We start from the raw sequence: 16074 nt of genomic DNA, 5'->3' as shown, positions 1-16074 counted from the left end.
CAGACCCGCTCGCGCGAAGACGGTGAGCTCTCGGCCACGAAAGGCTGCGACGGTATGCAACCACGAGAAACTTTGTGCGTCTTTGATATTCACCGGGATCGAGGTAGTACAACGACGTATGTAGGGCCAGAACACCAGTGCCCCCACTCGAAACCGAGCAGGAGCACTGGAGATCTGCTGTCGACTAGAACTGGTCTTGTTCGTAGTCGGAGCTGACCAGTTCATCCGGGTGGGTCGCGCCGATGACGTCCGGGGTGGACTCACCGAGTGGTCCGGTGAGGTCGTCGTTGCCGGTGCGGCTGTGGTACGGGTCCACATTGCGCGAGTGTTCGTCGTCACTGCCGCCGCGTTGGCCGGTGGCACCTGGGCTGCCACCCATGAACGAGTTACCGGCGCTGCCCGCGCTGGTCGAGGTACCCGCGCCCAAGGATGTGCCCGACAGGCCCGAGACCCGGCTGATGGGCGATACGCTGCTGCCCGGAGTGCCGGTCACCTTCTGCGTCGACGGCGAGCCCGATGTGCTCGGCGAACCGGAATGGCTTCCGATACCGGTGATGCCCGAACTCCCCGACGTGGAGTGCCCGGTATTGAACGATGCCGACGTGGTGGACGTGCTCGGCGAACCGGAGGTGCTGGAACCGTCCAACAGACTGGCCGCATTGGTCGACGCATCCTGCGCGACCGACTGTGCCTGTTCCATGATCGGCTCGCCGATGTTCTGCATGACCGCCTGCGCGACCTCCTGCGGCGCGGGCAGACCGCTGGTCCCGAGCAGCTGATTCACCAGACCGGTCAGCTCGGCCGTCTTGCCGGCCAGGTCACCGCGGGTCGCATTGGCGACCGCGACGGCTGAGCCCAGATGTTCGGTGGCGGTCGCGATGAGCGCGGCCTGGCCGGGCGGTGTCAGCGCTACCGGCACGAGTGCGGTTGCCTGCGTGGCGAATTCGCTCGCTATGCCGAGCAATTGCGCATTACCCTGCTGCACCACCGCGGCAGCGCGCTGGGTGAGTTCGGAGATATCGATACCGCGCTGACTGGTGTCCTGGCCCCGGGCCTGCGCGGTGTTGCTCGCGGCCTGCGCCTCCCGGGAGGACTGGCCCTGCCACAGTTGCTCGACGGTCTGCAGGCCGCCTTTGCCGACCGATACCGCGGCCTCGATGATCTTGGATGACTGACTGAGGATCGCGGTCGGGTCGAAGGCTCCGATGACGCCGGTGCCGAAGCTGTTGAGCAGTTCGAGGATCGGCTGGAACAGCGTGTCGATGCCGGGAATTCCGGGAATCGACAGTCCCTGCATCAGCGCCGCGGCCGGATCGGACGGAATATTCGTGGCCGCCGCGGCCGCACCCTGGTTGCCCGACGCGCCGAGCGCGCTGCTCACGGCGCTCTGCGCCTGCTGGGCCGCGCTCTGCGCGGCCTGCACCACCGGAGCGGCCGCATGGCTGATCGCGGTCTGCGCATCGGTGAGTGCCTGCGACACATCCGGCGGCACCGCACCGGACAGAATCGAACTCGCGTCCGGCGTCGAATTGCCGTTGAGCCCCGGCATGCCCGTTGGCATGGTCCCCAGCTGCGGCGAATCCTCGGTGATCTTGCGGGCGAGCACGAATTCGGGCGGCTCGATCGGCGGCAGATCCGCGGGCAACTGCGGCAGCGACAGATCGCTCAATCCCCGCGACGCGTTCTGCAGTGCGTCCACGGCGGTGTTCTGGGTCGCGATCACTGCCTCTTCGATCGCCGCGCTCTGATCAGGTGCGATTACGCCGGTCGCGCCCGTATCCATCGGCCTCATACCCCACCCCCGACCTGGTTGGTGATCGCGCTCAGTACGCTCGCGTTGCCGGAGTCGGTGCTGTCGAAGGCGGCGGCCGCGGTGAACGCCGACTTCGAGAGCTTGTCATATTTGGCCGACAGGTCATTGATGTCCTTGGCCTGCAATACCTGCGCCGCGGCGAACGCCAAAAGATAATCGGCTCCGATCAGACCGAATACCGGCGTGAGCGCGACAACGTTCTGTATGGCATCGAAATCGGCCGCACCGGCGATCTCGCCAGCGACCCCCGCATTAGTCGCCGCGAATGCTCGGACCGCCTCGGTTTCCACCGACAGATCAGCCATCGAGTTGCACCCCCCAAATCGTCGTGAACTGCAGTTCAGTGTTCATAGCGTCGATCAATGTCTACTCCCTGCCCGACCGGCAGCTCGGCTGCGATCGGGCCCCTACGCAGCTGCGAGACCGTACCGGCGCCGCTGCGGTTGCGCTCAATATAGCCGACCCCACCGGCAAGTTTCGAGCCCAACGTGGCCGCCCAGCGGAACTGGAACATGTTGCAAATTAGAACAAGTTCTATATTCTCGATCACATGAAGGTCGCAGTGACCGGCGCAGCCGGCTACCTTGGCACGAATCTGCTCAGCCTGCTGGTCGAACGAGGACACGAGGTCACAGCAATCGATCGCGTCGTTCCGGAGCAGCGGACCGACCCGAACGTCACGTGGGTCTCCGGCAATGTGCTCGATCCGGCATCCATGCGGTCCGTGCTCGCCGGCGCGGAGATCGTCTACCACCTCGTCGCCGTGATCACCCTGGCCGACCAGCACGATCTCGCATGGAAGGTCAATACCGAGGGCGTGCGCGTCGTCGCCGAGGCGGCACTGGATCTGGGCGTGCGCCGCATGGTGCACGCGAGCTCCATCCACGCCTTCAACCAGTACACCTGCGGCGGCCGCATCGATGAGACCTCGGCGCGTTCGACCGATGCCAGCCTGCCCGTCTACGACCGCTCCAAATGGGCGGGCGAGATCGAACTGCGCAAGGTGATCGAGCAGGGTCTGGACGCGGTGATCTGCAATCCCACCGGCGTCTTCGGCCCCCTCGACTACGGCACCCCGCTGTCCAGGATCAATCGCACCCTCAAGGACGCGGCGCGCGGTCGGGTGCCCGCGATGATCGGCGGCGGCTTCGATCTGGTCGATGTCCGCGATGTCGCGAAGGGCCTGATCCTGGCCGGGGAACGGGGCAGGACCGGCGAGAACTACTTGCTCGGCGGTTCGATGATCTCGATGCTCGACCTGTGTCGCATCGCGGCGGCATGCGGCGGCAAGAAGGGACCGAAGTTCTCGATCTCCCCCAAGGTCGTCAACGGTTTGATTCCGGTCCTGGCACCGGTAGGCAAATTGCTCAAGACCGACATCGTGTCCAAGGCCGCACTCGGCGCGCTGGTCTCCGCACCGATCGTCGACCACGGCAAGGCAGCGCGCGAAATCGATTATCAGCCAAGGCCGATCGAGGCGACCGTACGCGATTTGGTGACCTTCTTCGCCGATCCGAAGCAGCTCATCGCGTCCGACGCCCGACAGATTGCTTGACATCACTTAGAACACATGTTCGACTGATGGGGTGCGGTGGCAAAGCCAAACCCTGGATGCCGACGACGGCGCCCTGCCCGGTCTCGACCGGGCGGGCTTCGTGCGCACCGTGCAGACCCCCGAATTCGAGGGCATCACGTTTCACGAGGTGCTGTGCAAGAGCGCGCTGAACAAGATGCCGGAGGCATCGAATCTGCCGTTCCATTGGACGATCAATCCGATGCGCGGCTGTTCACACGCCTGCCGTTATTGTTTCGCGCGCCCCACTCACGAGTATCTGGACCTGGACGCGGGCCGGGATTTCGATTCACAGATCGTGGTGAAGACCAATATCGCCGCGGTGCTGCGCAAGGAACTCGGCCGGCGGTCCTGGCATCACGAACCGGTCGCCCTCGGCACCAATACCGATCCGTATCAACGCGCCGAGGGCCGATATCGGTTGATGCCGGGCATCATTCGCGCGTTGACCGATTCCGGCACGCCGTTCTCCATTCTCACCAAGGGCACACTGCTGCGCAGGGACCTGCCGCTGCTCACGGCGGCGGCGCGGCAGGTCCGGGTGAGCATCGCGGTCTCCATCGCGATCCTGGATGCGGATCTACACCGCAGCCTGGAATCGGGCACTCCATCGCCCAAGGCGCGGTTGGAGATGGTGCGGGCGCTGACCGACGCCGGGTTCGAGGTGAACGTCATGGTCGCACCGGTGATCCCTTATCTCACCGACAGCCGCGCCCATCTGACCGCACTATTCGGTGCGATCGCCGAGGCCGGGGCGGCATCGGTGGTCGCATTCCCGATGCATCTGCGCGGCGCCACCCGAGGCTGGTTCCTGAGCTGGCTGGCCGAGGAACATCCCGCACTGGTGCGCCGCTATCGCCAGCTCTATGGCCGCGGCGCCTATGTGACACCGGAATATGCGGCCTGGCTACGCGAGCGGGTGCAGCCACTGCTCCAGCGACACGGCCTCACCCGCGAGCACACCCCGGAGCCGGAGACACAACTCTCGACGCCGCTGCCCAACGACACGCAGCTGGCACTGTTCGCGTAAAGCATTTCACAAGCAATTCCCGCACACGGCGGAGTAGGTTGGCCAATGGCACCTCCCATCGGACGAGGAAGTGAAGCAGGCATATGGTTTCGGACCAAAGTGATGTCGGCACAGCGAAATTGGAAAAGGTCGTAATTCGGTTCGCCGGGGACTCCGGTGACGGAATGCAGCTCACCGGTGATCGCTTCACGCACGAGGCGGCCGCATTCGGCAACGACCTCGCCACCCAGCCCAACTTCCCGGCCGAAATCCGGGCGCCACAGGGCACGCTGCCCGGCGTCTCGTCCTTCCAGATCCAGATCGCCGACTATGACATCTTGACCGCGGGCGACCAGCCCGACGTGCTGGTGGCAATGAATCCGGCCGCGCTGAAGTCCAATCTCGAGGATCTGCCGCGCGGCGCCACCCTCATCGTGAACACCGACGAGTTCACCAAACGCAATCTCGGCAAGGTCGGCTACACCATCGATCCGCTCGACGACGACACGCTGAGCGATTTCGTGGTCCACCGCGTGCCGATGACCTCACTCACCCTCGGCGCGACCGAGCCGACCGGGGTCGGTAAGAAGGACGCTCAGCGGGCGAAGAATATGTTCGCACTCGGCCTGCTGTCCTGGATGTACGGACGTCCGATCGGCGGCACCGAACGCTTTCTGCGGGAGAAGTTCGCCGCGAAACCCGATATCGCCGAGGCGAATCTACTCGCCTTCCGCGCGGGCTGGAACTACGGCGAGACCACCGAAAGCTTCGCAACCACCTTCGAAGTGGCCCCGGCCAAGCTGCCGCCGGGAACCTATCGCCAGATCACCGGCAATACCGCGCTCGCCTATGGCCTCGTTACCGCAGGACAATTGTCCGGGTTGCCGGTCTTTCTCGGCACCTATCCGATTACACCCGCCTCCGACATCCTGCACGAGCTCAGCAAGCACAAGAACTTCGGCGTCACCACCTTCCAAGCCGAGGACGAGATCGCGGGCATCGGCGCAGCCCTCGGCGCTTCGCTCGGCGGCGCGCTCGGCGTCACGAGTACCTCTGGCCCAGGACTGGCACTCAAGAGCGAAACCATCGGACTAGCGGTGATGACGGAACTGCCGCTGGTGATCGTCGACGTGCAGCGCGGCGGCCCATCCACCGGACTGCCGACCAAGACCGAACAGGCCGATCTGCTGCAGGCGCTCTACGGCCGCAACGGGGAGTCACCGGTCGCCGTACTCGCGCCGCGCTCCCCCGCCGACTGTTTCGCCACCGCGGTGGAGGCGGCGCGCATCGCCCTCACCTATCGCACGCCGGTGCTGTTGCTCTCCGACGGCTCGATCGCCAACGGCTCTGAGCCATGGTCGATTCCGCGGGTTACCGAACTGGAGCCGATCGATCCGCGCTTCGAATCCGAAGCCGAAGAAGGCACGCCGTTCCAGCCGTACTCCCGTGACCCCGACACTCTCGCCAGGCCCCTCGCGGTGCCGGGCACCGCCGGTCGCGCACATCGGATCGGCGGACTGGAGAAGGCCGACGGCAGCGGCAATATCTCCTATGAGCCCGGCAATCACGAACTCATGGTTCGCCTGCGGCAGGCCAAGATCGATGGCATCACCGTCCCCGATCTCGAGGTCGATGATCCGGATGGGCGGGCCGACCTGCTGCTGATCGGCTGGGGCAGTTCCTTCGGCCCGATCGGTGAGGCGTGTCGGCGCGCCCGCCGACGTGGTGTCCCGGTCGCGCAGGCGCATCTGCGATATCTGAATCCATTGCCCGCCAACCTCGGTGCCGTACTGCGCAGCTATTCGACGGTGGTCGCGCCGGAAATGAACGGCGGTCAGCTGGCCATGCTGCTGCGGGCGAAGTATCTGGTGGATGTGCGACCGTGGACGAAGATCGCGGGAACGGCATTCTCCGCGCAGGAACTCGTCGGTGTCATCGATGCGGCACTGGACGGCTCGATCGAGGATATGGAACACGATAAGGCGTTCGCGGCACGAGCGCGGGCCACGTACTCGACTGGGGGCAACTGATGACCATCGTCGAAACCTCGCTCGTCGGAACCGATCTGGGTCTCACCGGACTCTCCGGTGTGCCATCCGCGGACGGCCCGCAGAAGGTCAAGGACTTCACCTCCGACCAGGAGGTGCGCTGGTGCCCGGGCTGCGGCGACTACGTGATCCTGGCGACCGTGCGCGGCTTCCTCGCCGAACTCGGATTGCGCAGGGAGAATCTGATGTTCGTCTCCGGGATCGGCTGCTCGAGCCGGTTCCCGTACTACCTCGAGGCCTACGGCATCCACTCCATTCACGGCCGCGCGCCCGCCATCGCGACCGGACTTGCGGTGACCCGGCCGGATCTGTCGGTGTGGGTGGTGACCGGTGACGGTGACGCGCTGTCGATCGGCGGCAATCACCTGATCCATGCCCTGCGCCGCAATGTGAATATGACGATCCTGTTGTTCAACAATCGGATCTACGGACTTACCAAGGGGCAGTACTCCCCCACCTCGGAAGAGGGCAAGATCACCAAGTCCACGCCGATGGGCTCGGTCGACCACCCCTTCAACACGCTCTCGGTCGCGCTCGGCGCGGAAGCCAGCTTCGCCGCGCGCGCATTGGATTCCGATCGCGCGGGTCTCACCGAGGTGCTGCGCGCGGCGGCCGAACATCGCGGGACCTCGTTCGTGGAGATTTTGCAGGACTGCCCGATCTTCAACGACGGTTCCTTCGATGTGCTGCGCAAGGGCGATGCCGAGTCCCGCCTTATCCCACTGCACCACGGTCAGCCGATCCGTTTCGGCGTCGATGGCGAATTCGCCGTGGTGCGTGCCGGATTCGGGCTCGCGGTGGTGCGCGCCGACGAGGTCGGCGAATCCGACATCATCGTGCACGACGCCTACACCGACAATCCCGAGTACGCCTACGCGCTCTCGCGCCTGTCCGACCAGGACCTCGGCCACGTGGTCACCGGCATTTTCCGCAATGTCACCCGTCCCACCTATGACGATGCGGTGCGCAACCAGACCACCATGGCGCGGGAACGCAAACCGGTAGATGATGATTCGCTGCAATCCCTGCTCAACGGCTCGGAAACCTGGACTATCAGCTAGGCAGACCAAGGCGATCGGCGAGCGTGCCGAGGATGCGATGTAGGTCGGCACGCTCGACGGCGGTGAGGTCCCCGGTGGTCTCGGCGTCGATCGCCTCCGCGGCGTCGAGGCATTTGCGCAGCAGTACGCGCCCGTGAGAGGTCAGGCTCAGGTTCTGACGGCGACGATCCGCCGGATCCCGTAATCGTTCGATGGCCCCGAGGGACTCGAGGTGGTCGGCCAGCGCGACTACCAGACTCGGCGCGACGCGCAGTATCTGTGCCATCTCCATCTGCGATGTCGGCCCACTGGCCGCCAACACATTCAGCATCCCGGCATGCTTCGGCTTGAGCCCGAGACTCGACACATCGGCGCTGAAGCGGTCGGTCAGGAACGCACCCAGCAGTCCGAGCCGGAAGGTGACGGTCTCCGGCAGCTTTTCCGCCTTGACGTTCTTCATAGCCAGCATAATACTACCCCTAAACCATTCAGATACTGAACGATTCAGGGAGTGAAAGATGCAGGCCCAGAAGCTCAACAGCACCGCCATCATTGTCAATGCGATCGGCGCGGGTGCCGCCGTGGCATTCAGCATCGCGGCTCTTGTCGATCCGACCCTCGCGATATCCGGCAGCGCGGACTCGCCCGGTATGGATCTGTATGCCCAGGCCTATGCGGCCCGCGCGATACCGCTGGGTGCCGCGCTGCTGTTCAGCCTGGCCAGCCGCCGCAAGCGCGCTCTCCTACCGCTGTTGACCGTGTCGGGCGCGGTACAGCTCGGCGACGTCGCCATCGGCGCCGCGCAAGGAATTCCGGGCATGATGGTCGGCGGCAGCGTGCTCGCGCTCATTCATCTCGCCACCGCGGGTCGGTTGGCCCTCGACAGAAGTCGCTCCGCCACAGTCGCGGCCTGAGCCACGACTTCGGGCGTGAGTCAGACGTGCTTGGCGAAGCCGAGGTCGACCACGGCGTCGCGTTCCTGTTCGAGTTCGGCGACGCTGGCGTCGATGCGGGCGCGGGAGAATTCGTCGAGCTTCAGGCCCTGCACGATCGAGTATTCGCCGGCCGCGCAGGTGACGGGGAACGAGGTGATGAGGCCTTCGGGAATGCCGTAGGACCCGTCAGAGGGGACAGCCATGGAGGTCCAGTCGTCGGCGTGGGTGCCGAGGGACCAATCGTGAATGTGGTCGATGGTGGCGCTGGCCGCGCTGGCGGCCGAGGAGGCACCGCGGGCCTGGATGATGGCGGTGCCACGCTGTTGGACGGTGGGGATGAACTCCTCGCGCACCCAGGTCTGATCGACGAGGTCCGGGGCGGGACGGCCCGCGATGGTGGCGTGGGAGATATCCGGATATTGGGTCGCGGAGTGGTTGCCCCAGATGGCGACGCGGGTGATACCGGCGGCGGGCGCACCGGTCTTCTTGGCCAGCTGCGCGATGGCGCGGTTGTGGTCGAGTCGAGTCATCGCGCTGAAACGCTCGGCTGGGACGTCCGGGGCATTGCTCATGGCGATGAAGGCGTTGGTATTGGCCGGATTTCCGACCACCAGCACCTTGACGTCGTCGGCGGCGCTGGCGTTGATCGCCTGGCCCTGTTCGGTGAAGATCGGACCGTTGGCGGCCAGCAGGTCCGAGCGCTCCATCCCCGCCGTGCGCGGCCGGGCACCAACCAGCAGCGCGACATTCGCGCCCGCGAACCCGACCCACGGATCGTCACTGATATCGATCGACTCGAGCAGCGGGAACGCACCGTCCTCGAGCTCCATCGCCACCCCCTCCAGCGATGCCACCGCAGCCGGAATCTCCAGCAACCGCAGCCGTACCGGCGTCTCGGACCCCAGCAGCGCCCCGGACGCGATCCGGAACAGCAGACCGTAGGCGATCTGCCCCGCACCTCCGGTCACGGCGACGGTCACGGGCGCGGTCCGAGCAGCGGTGCTCACGAGAAACTCCTTGCGATAGACGGACACTCGATCCCACCCTAACGACTCTCACGGCCCCCGAACCGCAGTGGTGAGCTACGCGACAATCACCTCGCCGTACCCATCCAACCACCCCAGCTAACGACAAGCTTCCCGTCGGCACCGCGGCCCCGACGGACCGACCATCCCCACCCGAGATGCCCTGACCGTTGGGCGCCGAGCCGCCACATCGAAGTCCGTACCGAGATTCGCGCATCCACAACGGGTACGATCCCGACAGCGGGTGCGAATTTTCAGCGCAGCACGCAACCGCGCATCGCATGCGATCTCACATCGCACACCGATTCACGTGTCACCCAACGCGTCTCGCGCATCAGCACAACCCCGCGACTTCCTGATCGGTCAGGACGATGGGCGAAATGTAGTCCTTCGCCCGGGCCAGCCGAACCGCGCGGTACAAAGGTCGCTCCTCCAGTCCGGCGTCTCGGGCCTCGGCGCGCAGTTGATGGACGAGCATGGTCGAAACCGCCACGGCCGCGGCGAGTTCGCTCGCGGCCAGTGCGTCGGCCAGTTCGCGAAGACCGAGCAGGTGCAGTTCGCGGCCGCTGCCCGCGTCGGTATACATCGCGAGCGGGACGACCTGAGAATCCGCTCCCGCGGTAACCCGCAGGACGATGCGGCTCAAACGGGCCGGAAAAACGAGGACTTCGACACCGCTTGCGGCCGCGATATCGACCCGACGCTCGCCGATCACCCGGCGCGCGTGAATGGTGGTCCCGGCCAACCACATCCGTCGCCGACGCAGCGCCATGGCATAGGCCACGGTGGGCGCACCGACGACCAGCCCGATCGCGATCGCGATCGACCAGGGCACCAGCAGCGCCGCGAGCAACGCCGCACCGACACCCACCCCCACTGCGGCTAGGGCGAGTCGCCGCAGCATGGGGGCGTAGGTTTCCGGCGCGACGAGATCGAGTCCGACAGCCGGAACCGGTTGGGCTGCACCGGGATTCGTGGGTTCTACAGGCACGGCTGCCCATTCGTCGTGGTGCGGGTGTACCCCGGCACCGTACTACTCGCCCGTGCGCAACGCGGCGGCGACGGCGGTCACCGTCTCGTCCAGTGGGATCTGACGCTGGTCACCGGTGGCCATATCCTTCAGACCGATGGTGTTCTCGGCCAGGTCACGGTCACCGAGGACCAGGGTGAATCTGGCACCGGACTTATCGGCGGCCTTCAGCGACCCCTTGACGCTGCGGCCGCCGTAGCCCAGATCGACCCGAATGCCCGCGGCCCGCAGCTGTGCCACGAGCACGACCAACCGCTGCTTGGCCGCATCGCCGAGCGATACGCCGTAGACCTCGCACCGCGCCCGATCGCCCGCCGATTTGCCCTCGGCCTGCAGCGCCAGCATGGTGCGGTCCACACCGAGGCCGAAGCCGATGCCGGACAAAGGTTGTCCGCCCAGTTCGGCCATCAACCCGTCGTAGCGGCCGCCGCCGCCGATACCGGACTGCGCCCCGAGCCCGTCGTGGACGAATTCGAAGGTCGTCTTCGTGTAGTAGTCCAGGCCGCGCACCATCCGCGGATTCACCACATAGGGCACGCCGAGTGCGTCCAGATAGCCGAGCACCTGCTCGAAGTGCGTTTTCGCCGACTCCGACAGGTGATCGATCATCAACGGTGCATTCGCGGTCATCTCGCGGACCTCGGGCCGTTTATCGTCGAGCACCCGCAGCGGATTCAACTGTGCCCGCCGCTTGGTCTCCTCATCCAGCGGCAATCCGAAAAGGAACTCCTGCAACAGCTCTCGATACTGCGGACGACAGGTATCGTCACCGAGCGAGGTGATCTCCAGCCGGAAACCATCGAGCCCGAGTCCGCGATATCCGGCATCGGCGATCGCGATCACCTCGGCATCCAGCGCCGGATCATCGATGCCGATCGCCTCGACGCCGACCTGCTGCAGTTGCCGGTACCGACCGGCTTGCGGGCGCTCATAGCGGAAGAACGGACCCGAGTACACGAGCTTCACCGGCAGCTGGCCCCGGTCGAGTCCGTGTTCGATGACCGCGCGCATGACGCCCGCGGTACCCTCCGGCCGCAGAGTGACACTACGATCGCCGCGGTCGGCGAAGGTGTACATCTCCTTGGTCACCACATCGGTGGATTCACCGACGCCGCGGGCGAACAACGCGGTGTCCTCGAAGATCGGCAGCTCAACATGCCCGTACCCGGCGAGTCGGGCGGCGCGGATCAAACCGTCGCGCACCGCGACGAACTCGGCCGAACCGGGTGGCACGTAATCCGGAACCCCCTTCGGGGCGGAGAAGCTGCTGGTCTTGGTCACGATGGTCCAGTTTCCACCACCACGGCCCGTCAAGTCCAACCGGTTTGCCGCCACGGGTTTGTACAGCGTCACGACTGGTCGAAATGGCCTGCTGAGCAGTCTCAGGAATAGATGGCACAATCCTGTGCCGTACGTAACGGATACGGGAGGAACGTGGGAGTGCCGAGCAACGAACAGCGACGGGCAGCGGCGAAACGCAAGCTGGAACGCCAGCTGGCCAACCGGGCCGATCGGGCGCGCAAGCGCAAGCGACTCACGATCGCCGGATCGGCGCTCGGCGTGGTGGTCGTGGCGGCGGCCGCCGTGGGCGTCTACTTCCTGACCAAGAGTGACGACAAGCCCGCGGCCATCAGCTGCGACTACCGAGACAGTCAGAAACCCGCCGATAAGCCGGTGAACAAGCCGCGTACCAGCGGCATCGAGAACACCGGCGACAACGCGAGTCTCAGCGTCAGCATGGAGACCACCCAGGGCCCCATCGGCATGACCCTGGACAATGCCAAGGCGCCGTGCACCGTGAACAGCTTCGCCAGCCTGGCCGGTCAGGGCTACTTCGACAACACCATCTGCCACCGCATGACCGCGGACGAGGGCCTGAAGGTGCTGCAGTGCGGTGACCCGACCGGCACCGGCACGGGTGGTCCTGGCTACCAGTTCGACAACGAGTACCCGACCAATCGCTACAACCCCGCCGACCCCGCATTGCAGCAGCCGATGGATTACCAGCGCGGCACGCTCGCCATGGCCAATGCGGGACCGGATCAGGTCACCGGCGGCGGCACCAACGGTAGTCAGTTCTTCATCGTGTACGGCGATTCCAAACTGCCGCCGAATTACACCATCTTCGGCACCGTCGATCCCGACAGCATGGGCACGCTGGACAAGATCGCCGCCGGCGGTCAGGACAATTCCAACGGCCAGGGCGACGGCAAGCCCAATCTCCCGGTGACCATCCAGTCGGTCCGCATCGACTGAGCGACACACCCGATCCGTCGCTGCATTCGGCCCGCTGCGCACCATGAGCAGCGGGCCCGAACCCTCTTGGCGATAAGCCAGGGTAGGCGACCCTAATCGTTCGGTAAGGTTGCGCTAACACCGGAGATCCTCCGAAGCTTTCCCCTACCCGCCGGAATTGTGCGACATATGCTGTTTAGCGGCACGCCTACACGGTTGGTGCCGAGCTTTCTCGGGTAATCTCGAATGAAGGAGAACGCGTAGCGTAGTCATCCCTGACCGGACGATCCCCACCGGGAATGCCGCGCAACGAGTCCTCCGGGTGTCCACGTTTGCAGGTGGGGCACCGCCGTGGCGGACTACAGTTCGACGTGGCGGCGTCCGTGACGAAGCACCACAACAACCATAGTGATCACTGCAGCATCGGGGAGCAGCCATGTCCGAGGAACTGGACGACATCGGCCGGGAAACCGCGGCCATGATGAGGACAATGTTGCAGCTAGCGACCCTTGTCGCACTGCGGACCCGCGAGCGTGGTCAGAAAGAAGCCGAAGCCCGCGTCAAGATCACCGAGGCCCGCATCAAGGAAGCCCGGGAACTTCAGATCCGTGAGGCTCGTGACGCCAAGGCGAAAGATCCACGCAATCTGGAACTGGCCCGCATGGTCGAGAAATCCGTTCCGGCCAAAGGTATCTCGTTGGAGAAGGATCGGTTCTCGGCACAGGCCGAAGCGAGCCGGATGGCCGCGACAGCGTCGGCTCAGTCCAAACCGCTCGTCCGCTACGACTCCCAGGAACGTCGGCAGGCGATCGCGGCACATCTCGCCCGGATCGGTATCGCACCGGAACTGGCGGCGGTGCGGATGCTCATCGAGGTAGGACAGGGGCAACCGCCCGAAGAAGCGGTACGCATTCGCGACGAAGCCGCCCGCGCGGCTGCGGCCCGAGGCCGGGAACAGGACGCACGCGGTTTGGAACGCGTCCGACAGTAGCCCGAGACCCGAAACCGAAAACGCCCGCTGAAATCAGCGGGCGTTTCGGTGTTTTGAGCTCCTCAGATGCGAAAGTCGCCGACGGTCGGGTCGCCGAAGAGTCCCTGGGCCGGGGACTTCAGCGGCAGTGGGCTGAGCATATCCTTGTGACCGTTACGGACACTGCAGTACTTGAACGGTCCACGGGGATCGAAGAGTTTGGTCATATGCGGATCGGCATGGTCGAGGAACCAGACGCTCAATCCAGTGCTCGGCTCGAGTCGGTAATGCTCCCATGCGCGCCAGAGCGCATCCAGTCGCGCGACAGCCTCGGCATGCTTCCACCACTCCGGGCACCACACCGTTTCACTGATGTCGGTGACCTGACGCCGGTACACCAGGCTGAGATAGTTCTCGACGAACTCCACCACATTGGTGTAGATCATGGGCTGTTCCTGCTGTTCGGTCACAGCCGCACCTCGCTGGCGCTCGGTTCCGCTGCGACCGATGGTGCTGTGCTCATGGTTCGCTCGCTACGCTCGCTCACAGTGGCCGGACCTCCTCGATTTGACCGTATTCGGGTGGCGGAGCAGCCTTGGTCAGGTTGGGCGAGCCGAACAGGTCGGCGATCTCGGTCTTACGGCCCGGAAGATGGTGCGAGATCGACTTCTTCACGTCATCAGCGTAGTCGCCCTCCCACCAGGGCACGGTACGCACGAGCACCGCGGGCTGGCCGGAGGTGAACACGATCGCGCGGCCCTGCGGCAGAGTCGCCAGCGCGTTCACGGTGAACGTCTTGGATGAGCCGAGTGAGCGCGAATAGCTCTTGCCGCCTTTGGATTCCGAGACCGAGGACGAGATCGAGTCGTATTCGCCGATCGCCTCGGAACGGTCGCGCAGGAAGTTCATATCGTCCACGCCGGGACCGAGCACCTTGATATTGGCCGCCGACCACAACGCCAGCATGCCGTCATCACCCCAGCAGCGCGCACCCTGGGCCCAGGACTGCAGCACCGTCATCACCACGATGCCGCGTGAGCCGAAGTGACTGTACTGCTTGGGCAAATCCTTCCACCGCACCACATTCGCCGCCTCGTCCAGCACCGCGAGCATCGGGATCGGCAGCCGACCGCCGGGCGAATGCGTGGCCTTGCGCATGGCCACATCGACAACCGCCTCGGTGAGCGCACTGACCAGCGGCGCCGCCGAACCGCGGCCCTCGAGCGAGAGGCTGTACAGCGTGCCGTTGTTCTCGATGAATTCGAGCTCATCGAACTGCAAGCGATTGTCGCCCGGCAGGATCCACGGGTGCACATTGGACAGCTGCAAGCAGCGGATCATCTTCTTCGCGGTGCCGAAAATACCGCTCTTGGTGCGCGGGTCGGCGTTGTACTGCATCGCCAGGCCCGATGCCGTGTAGTGCTTACTCGAATTGCGCAGCAGTTCGATGGGTTCGGAGTCGTTGGGATTGGTCACCCAGTCCCAGACCTGAACGATCGGGCGACCACCGAGCGCGGCCGCCAGAAACAGCCCGGCGAGCAGATCCTCGGCCTCCGGGTCGAAGAACACATCACCCTTGGCGTCGGAACCGCTGTCGGCATCGGCGAAGTGTCCGGCCAGCCGCGCGGCCCGCATCTCCGCACCGTCGTGATGTGCGTCGACCCAGGCGAGTGGATCCCAGAACCAGGTCGGCTCCTCCCCCGCGACACCCTGCGGATCGAAGACGAAGGTGCGACTTCCCTTGGCTTCGCGCACATCTCGGGTCGCATCGACCACGTCGCGCTTATTCGAGGTGGACAGCACCGGCCCGATCGCGGTCAGGATCGCCGGGATCACCCGCGAGGTCGATTTGCCCTGGCGGGGCCCCCAGATGTCCAGGTGCAGATCCTCATAGGAGCCGTAGAGCATCACACCATCGGCGACACCGACGCCGATCGGCACGCCCGGGCTATCGTTGTAGCCCAGCCGCACGCCGAGCATTTCGGCCTTCGCCCGCACGCCCGCCTCGGTAAGGGATTTGATGGCACTGCCGCTGCCCATCACATCGGCCTTGTCGTCTACGGCGAGCCGCCCGACCGACCGGCGTGCGGCGAGCCGTTTGCGTACCACCACATAGGCCAGGATCGCCGCGATCACGAGCAGCACGATCACCGTGGAAGCGCGCGGCCAGTGCAATTTGCCCTTGACCAGATCGGCGACGATCGCGATCGGGTTGATCGGAATGTCCTGCGGGGCGACAGCCATCGCGTTGCCGAGATGCAGGGCGATCCACAGGGTTCCGAGAGTCGCGAAACCGGCGTAGATCATGTAGAGGGTGAGATCGGGTCCGACCACGGCCGGATCCTGCACCTTCTTCTTTTTCGCCATGTCTGCCTCCTGTTAGGCCCTAGCTATGT

The 16074-nt window shown here is 65.1% G+C and carries 15 protein-coding genes; 7 read left to right on the top strand and 8 right to left on the bottom strand.

From position 1 onward, the window contains the following. Nucleotides 1-184: 184 nt before the first annotated feature. Nucleotides 185-1783: a hypothetical protein gene (locus ACIBG0_RS03120; protein ID WP_397028701.1), complete on the bottom strand. Its 1599-nt coding sequence runs from the start codon at nucleotides 1781-1783 to the stop codon at nucleotides 185-187. Nucleotides 1784-1788: 5 nt separating this feature from the next. Next, nucleotides 1789-2118, bottom strand: coding sequence for a type VII secretion target (locus ACIBG0_RS03115; RefSeq protein WP_397028700.1), 330 nt, complete (start codon nucleotides 2116-2118; stop codon nucleotides 1789-1791). 245 nt (nucleotides 2119-2363) lie between these two features. Between ACIBG0_RS03115 and ACIBG0_RS03110 the strand changes: the two genes are divergently transcribed. The 4 genes from ACIBG0_RS03110 to ACIBG0_RS03095 all read left to right on the top strand — a co-directional run bounded on the left by ACIBG0_RS03110 (nucleotide 2364) and on the right by ACIBG0_RS03095 (nucleotide 7504). After that, nucleotides 2364-3368, top strand: a complete 1005-nt coding sequence (locus ACIBG0_RS03110) for an NAD-dependent epimerase/dehydratase family protein (protein WP_397028699.1) — start codon at nucleotides 2364-2366, stop codon at nucleotides 3366-3368. A gap of 31 nt (nucleotides 3369-3399) precedes the next feature. Continuing rightward, nucleotides 3400-4416 (top strand): Rv2578c family radical SAM protein, encoded by a 1017-nt coding sequence (locus tag ACIBG0_RS03105; RefSeq protein WP_397028698.1) that lies wholly within the window; start codon nucleotides 3400-3402, stop codon nucleotides 4414-4416. 83 nt (nucleotides 4417-4499) lie between these two features. Further along, on the top strand, nucleotides 4500-6425 hold the full coding sequence (locus ACIBG0_RS03100; RefSeq protein ID WP_397028697.1) for a 2-oxoacid:acceptor oxidoreductase subunit alpha: 1926 nt from the start codon (nucleotides 4500-4502) through the stop codon (nucleotides 6423-6425). Next, nucleotides 6425-7504 carry a 2-oxoacid:ferredoxin oxidoreductase subunit beta gene (locus ACIBG0_RS03095; protein ID WP_397028695.1) on the top strand — a complete coding sequence of 360 codons (1080 nt, stop codon included), beginning with the start codon at nucleotides 6425-6427 and terminating at the stop codon, nucleotides 7502-7504. The genes ACIBG0_RS03100 and ACIBG0_RS03095 overlap by 1 nt, the downstream gene beginning before the upstream one ends. Here the strand turns inward: ACIBG0_RS03095 and ACIBG0_RS03090 are convergent. Continuing rightward, a complete protein-coding gene (locus tag ACIBG0_RS03090; RefSeq protein ID WP_397028693.1) occupies nucleotides 7497-7943 on the bottom strand; it encodes a MarR family winged helix-turn-helix transcriptional regulator in 447 nt (148 codons plus the stop codon). The genes ACIBG0_RS03095 and ACIBG0_RS03090 overlap by 8 nt on opposite strands. 58 nt (nucleotides 7944-8001) lie before the next feature. On the opposite strand from ACIBG0_RS03090, the gene ACIBG0_RS03085 reads away from it, so the two are divergent. Further along, nucleotides 8002-8397 (top strand): hypothetical protein, encoded by a 396-nt coding sequence (locus ACIBG0_RS03085; RefSeq protein ID WP_397028691.1) that lies wholly within the window; start codon nucleotides 8002-8004, stop codon nucleotides 8395-8397. A 20-nt stretch (nucleotides 8398-8417) separates the two neighbouring features. On the opposite strand, the gene ACIBG0_RS03080 is transcribed toward ACIBG0_RS03085, so the two are convergent. The 3 genes from ACIBG0_RS03080 to hisS form a co-directional block, all read right to left on the bottom strand. Continuing rightward, entirely contained in the window at nucleotides 8418-9425 is a 1008-nt protein-coding gene (locus tag ACIBG0_RS03080) for a malate dehydrogenase (RefSeq protein ID WP_397028689.1), read from the bottom strand. Nucleotides 9426-9777: 352 nt separating this feature from the next. Then, nucleotides 9778-10347: a hypothetical protein gene (locus ACIBG0_RS03075; protein ID WP_397030171.1), complete on the bottom strand. Its 570-nt coding sequence runs from the start codon at nucleotides 10345-10347 to the stop codon at nucleotides 9778-9780. Nucleotides 10348-10476: 129 nt separating this feature from the next. Continuing rightward, nucleotides 10477-11754 (bottom strand): histidine--tRNA ligase, encoded by a 1278-nt coding sequence (hisS, locus tag ACIBG0_RS03070; protein ID WP_397028687.1) that lies wholly within the window; start codon nucleotides 11752-11754, stop codon nucleotides 10477-10479. 159 nt (nucleotides 11755-11913) lie between these two features. Here hisS and ACIBG0_RS03065 point away from each other — a divergent pair, with 159 nt between their 5' ends. Continuing rightward, entirely contained in the window at nucleotides 11914-12729 is an 816-nt protein-coding gene (locus ACIBG0_RS03065; protein WP_397028686.1) for a peptidylprolyl isomerase, read from the top strand. 415 nt (nucleotides 12730-13144) lie between these two features. Further along, a complete protein-coding gene (locus ACIBG0_RS03060) occupies nucleotides 13145-13699 on the top strand; it encodes a hypothetical protein (protein WP_397028684.1) in 555 nt (184 codons plus the stop codon). Nucleotides 13700-13761: 62 nt separating this feature from the next. Here ACIBG0_RS03060 and ACIBG0_RS03055 read toward each other — a convergent pair whose 3' ends face one another. Next, nucleotides 13762-14148, bottom strand: coding sequence for a DUF4913 domain-containing protein (locus tag ACIBG0_RS03055; RefSeq protein ID WP_397028682.1), 387 nt, complete (start codon nucleotides 14146-14148; stop codon nucleotides 13762-13764). A gap of 73 nt (nucleotides 14149-14221) precedes the next feature. After that, nucleotides 14222-16045, bottom strand: coding sequence for a type IV secretory system conjugative DNA transfer family protein (locus ACIBG0_RS03050; RefSeq protein ID WP_397028681.1), 1824 nt, complete (start codon nucleotides 16043-16045; stop codon nucleotides 14222-14224). Nucleotides 16046-16074 lie beyond the last annotated feature (29 nt).

This window comes from Nocardia sp. NPDC050630, from assembly GCF_044457245.1.
Classification (GTDB): domain Bacteria; phylum Actinomycetota; class Actinomycetes; order Mycobacteriales; family Mycobacteriaceae; genus Nocardia.
Note: the sequence above shows the minus strand (reverse complement) of the source record. Positions and strands in the feature narration are given on the sequence as shown.

What these genes read in the sequence shown, in the direction of transcription:
- ACIBG0_RS03100 (WP_397028697.1), top strand. Translation starts at nt 4,500, where the DNA reads ATGGTTTCGGACCAAAGTGATGTCGGCACAGCGAAATTGGAAAAGGTC.
- ACIBG0_RS03075 (WP_397030171.1), bottom strand. Translation starts at nt 10,347, where the DNA reads ATGCTGCGGCGACTCGCCCTAGCCGCAGTGGGGGTGGGTGTCGGTGCG.
- ACIBG0_RS03120 (WP_397028701.1), bottom strand. Translation starts at nt 1,783, where the DNA reads ATGGATACGGGCGCGACCGGCGTAATCGCACCTGATCAGAGCGCGGCG.
- ACIBG0_RS03115 (WP_397028700.1), bottom strand. Translation starts at nt 2,118, where the DNA reads ATGGCTGATCTGTCGGTGGAAACCGAGGCGGTCCGAGCATTCGCGGCG.
- ACIBG0_RS03085 (WP_397028691.1), top strand. Translation starts at nt 8,002, where the DNA reads ATGCAGGCCCAGAAGCTCAACAGCACCGCCATCATTGTCAATGCGATC.
- ACIBG0_RS03050 (WP_397028681.1), bottom strand. Translation starts at nt 16,045, where the DNA reads ATGGCGAAAAAGAAGAAGGTGCAGGATCCGGCCGTGGTCGGACCCGAT.
- ACIBG0_RS03090 (WP_397028693.1), bottom strand. Translation starts at nt 7,943, where the DNA reads ATGAAGAACGTCAAGGCGGAAAAGCTGCCGGAGACCGTCACCTTCCGG.
- ACIBG0_RS03060 (WP_397028684.1), top strand. Translation starts at nt 13,145, where the DNA reads ATGTCCGAGGAACTGGACGACATCGGCCGGGAAACCGCGGCCATGATG.
- ACIBG0_RS03095 (WP_397028695.1), top strand. Translation starts at nt 6,425, where the DNA reads ATGACCATCGTCGAAACCTCGCTCGTCGGAACCGATCTGGGTCTCACC.
- ACIBG0_RS03110 (WP_397028699.1), top strand. Translation starts at nt 2,364, where the DNA reads ATGAAGGTCGCAGTGACCGGCGCAGCCGGCTACCTTGGCACGAATCTG.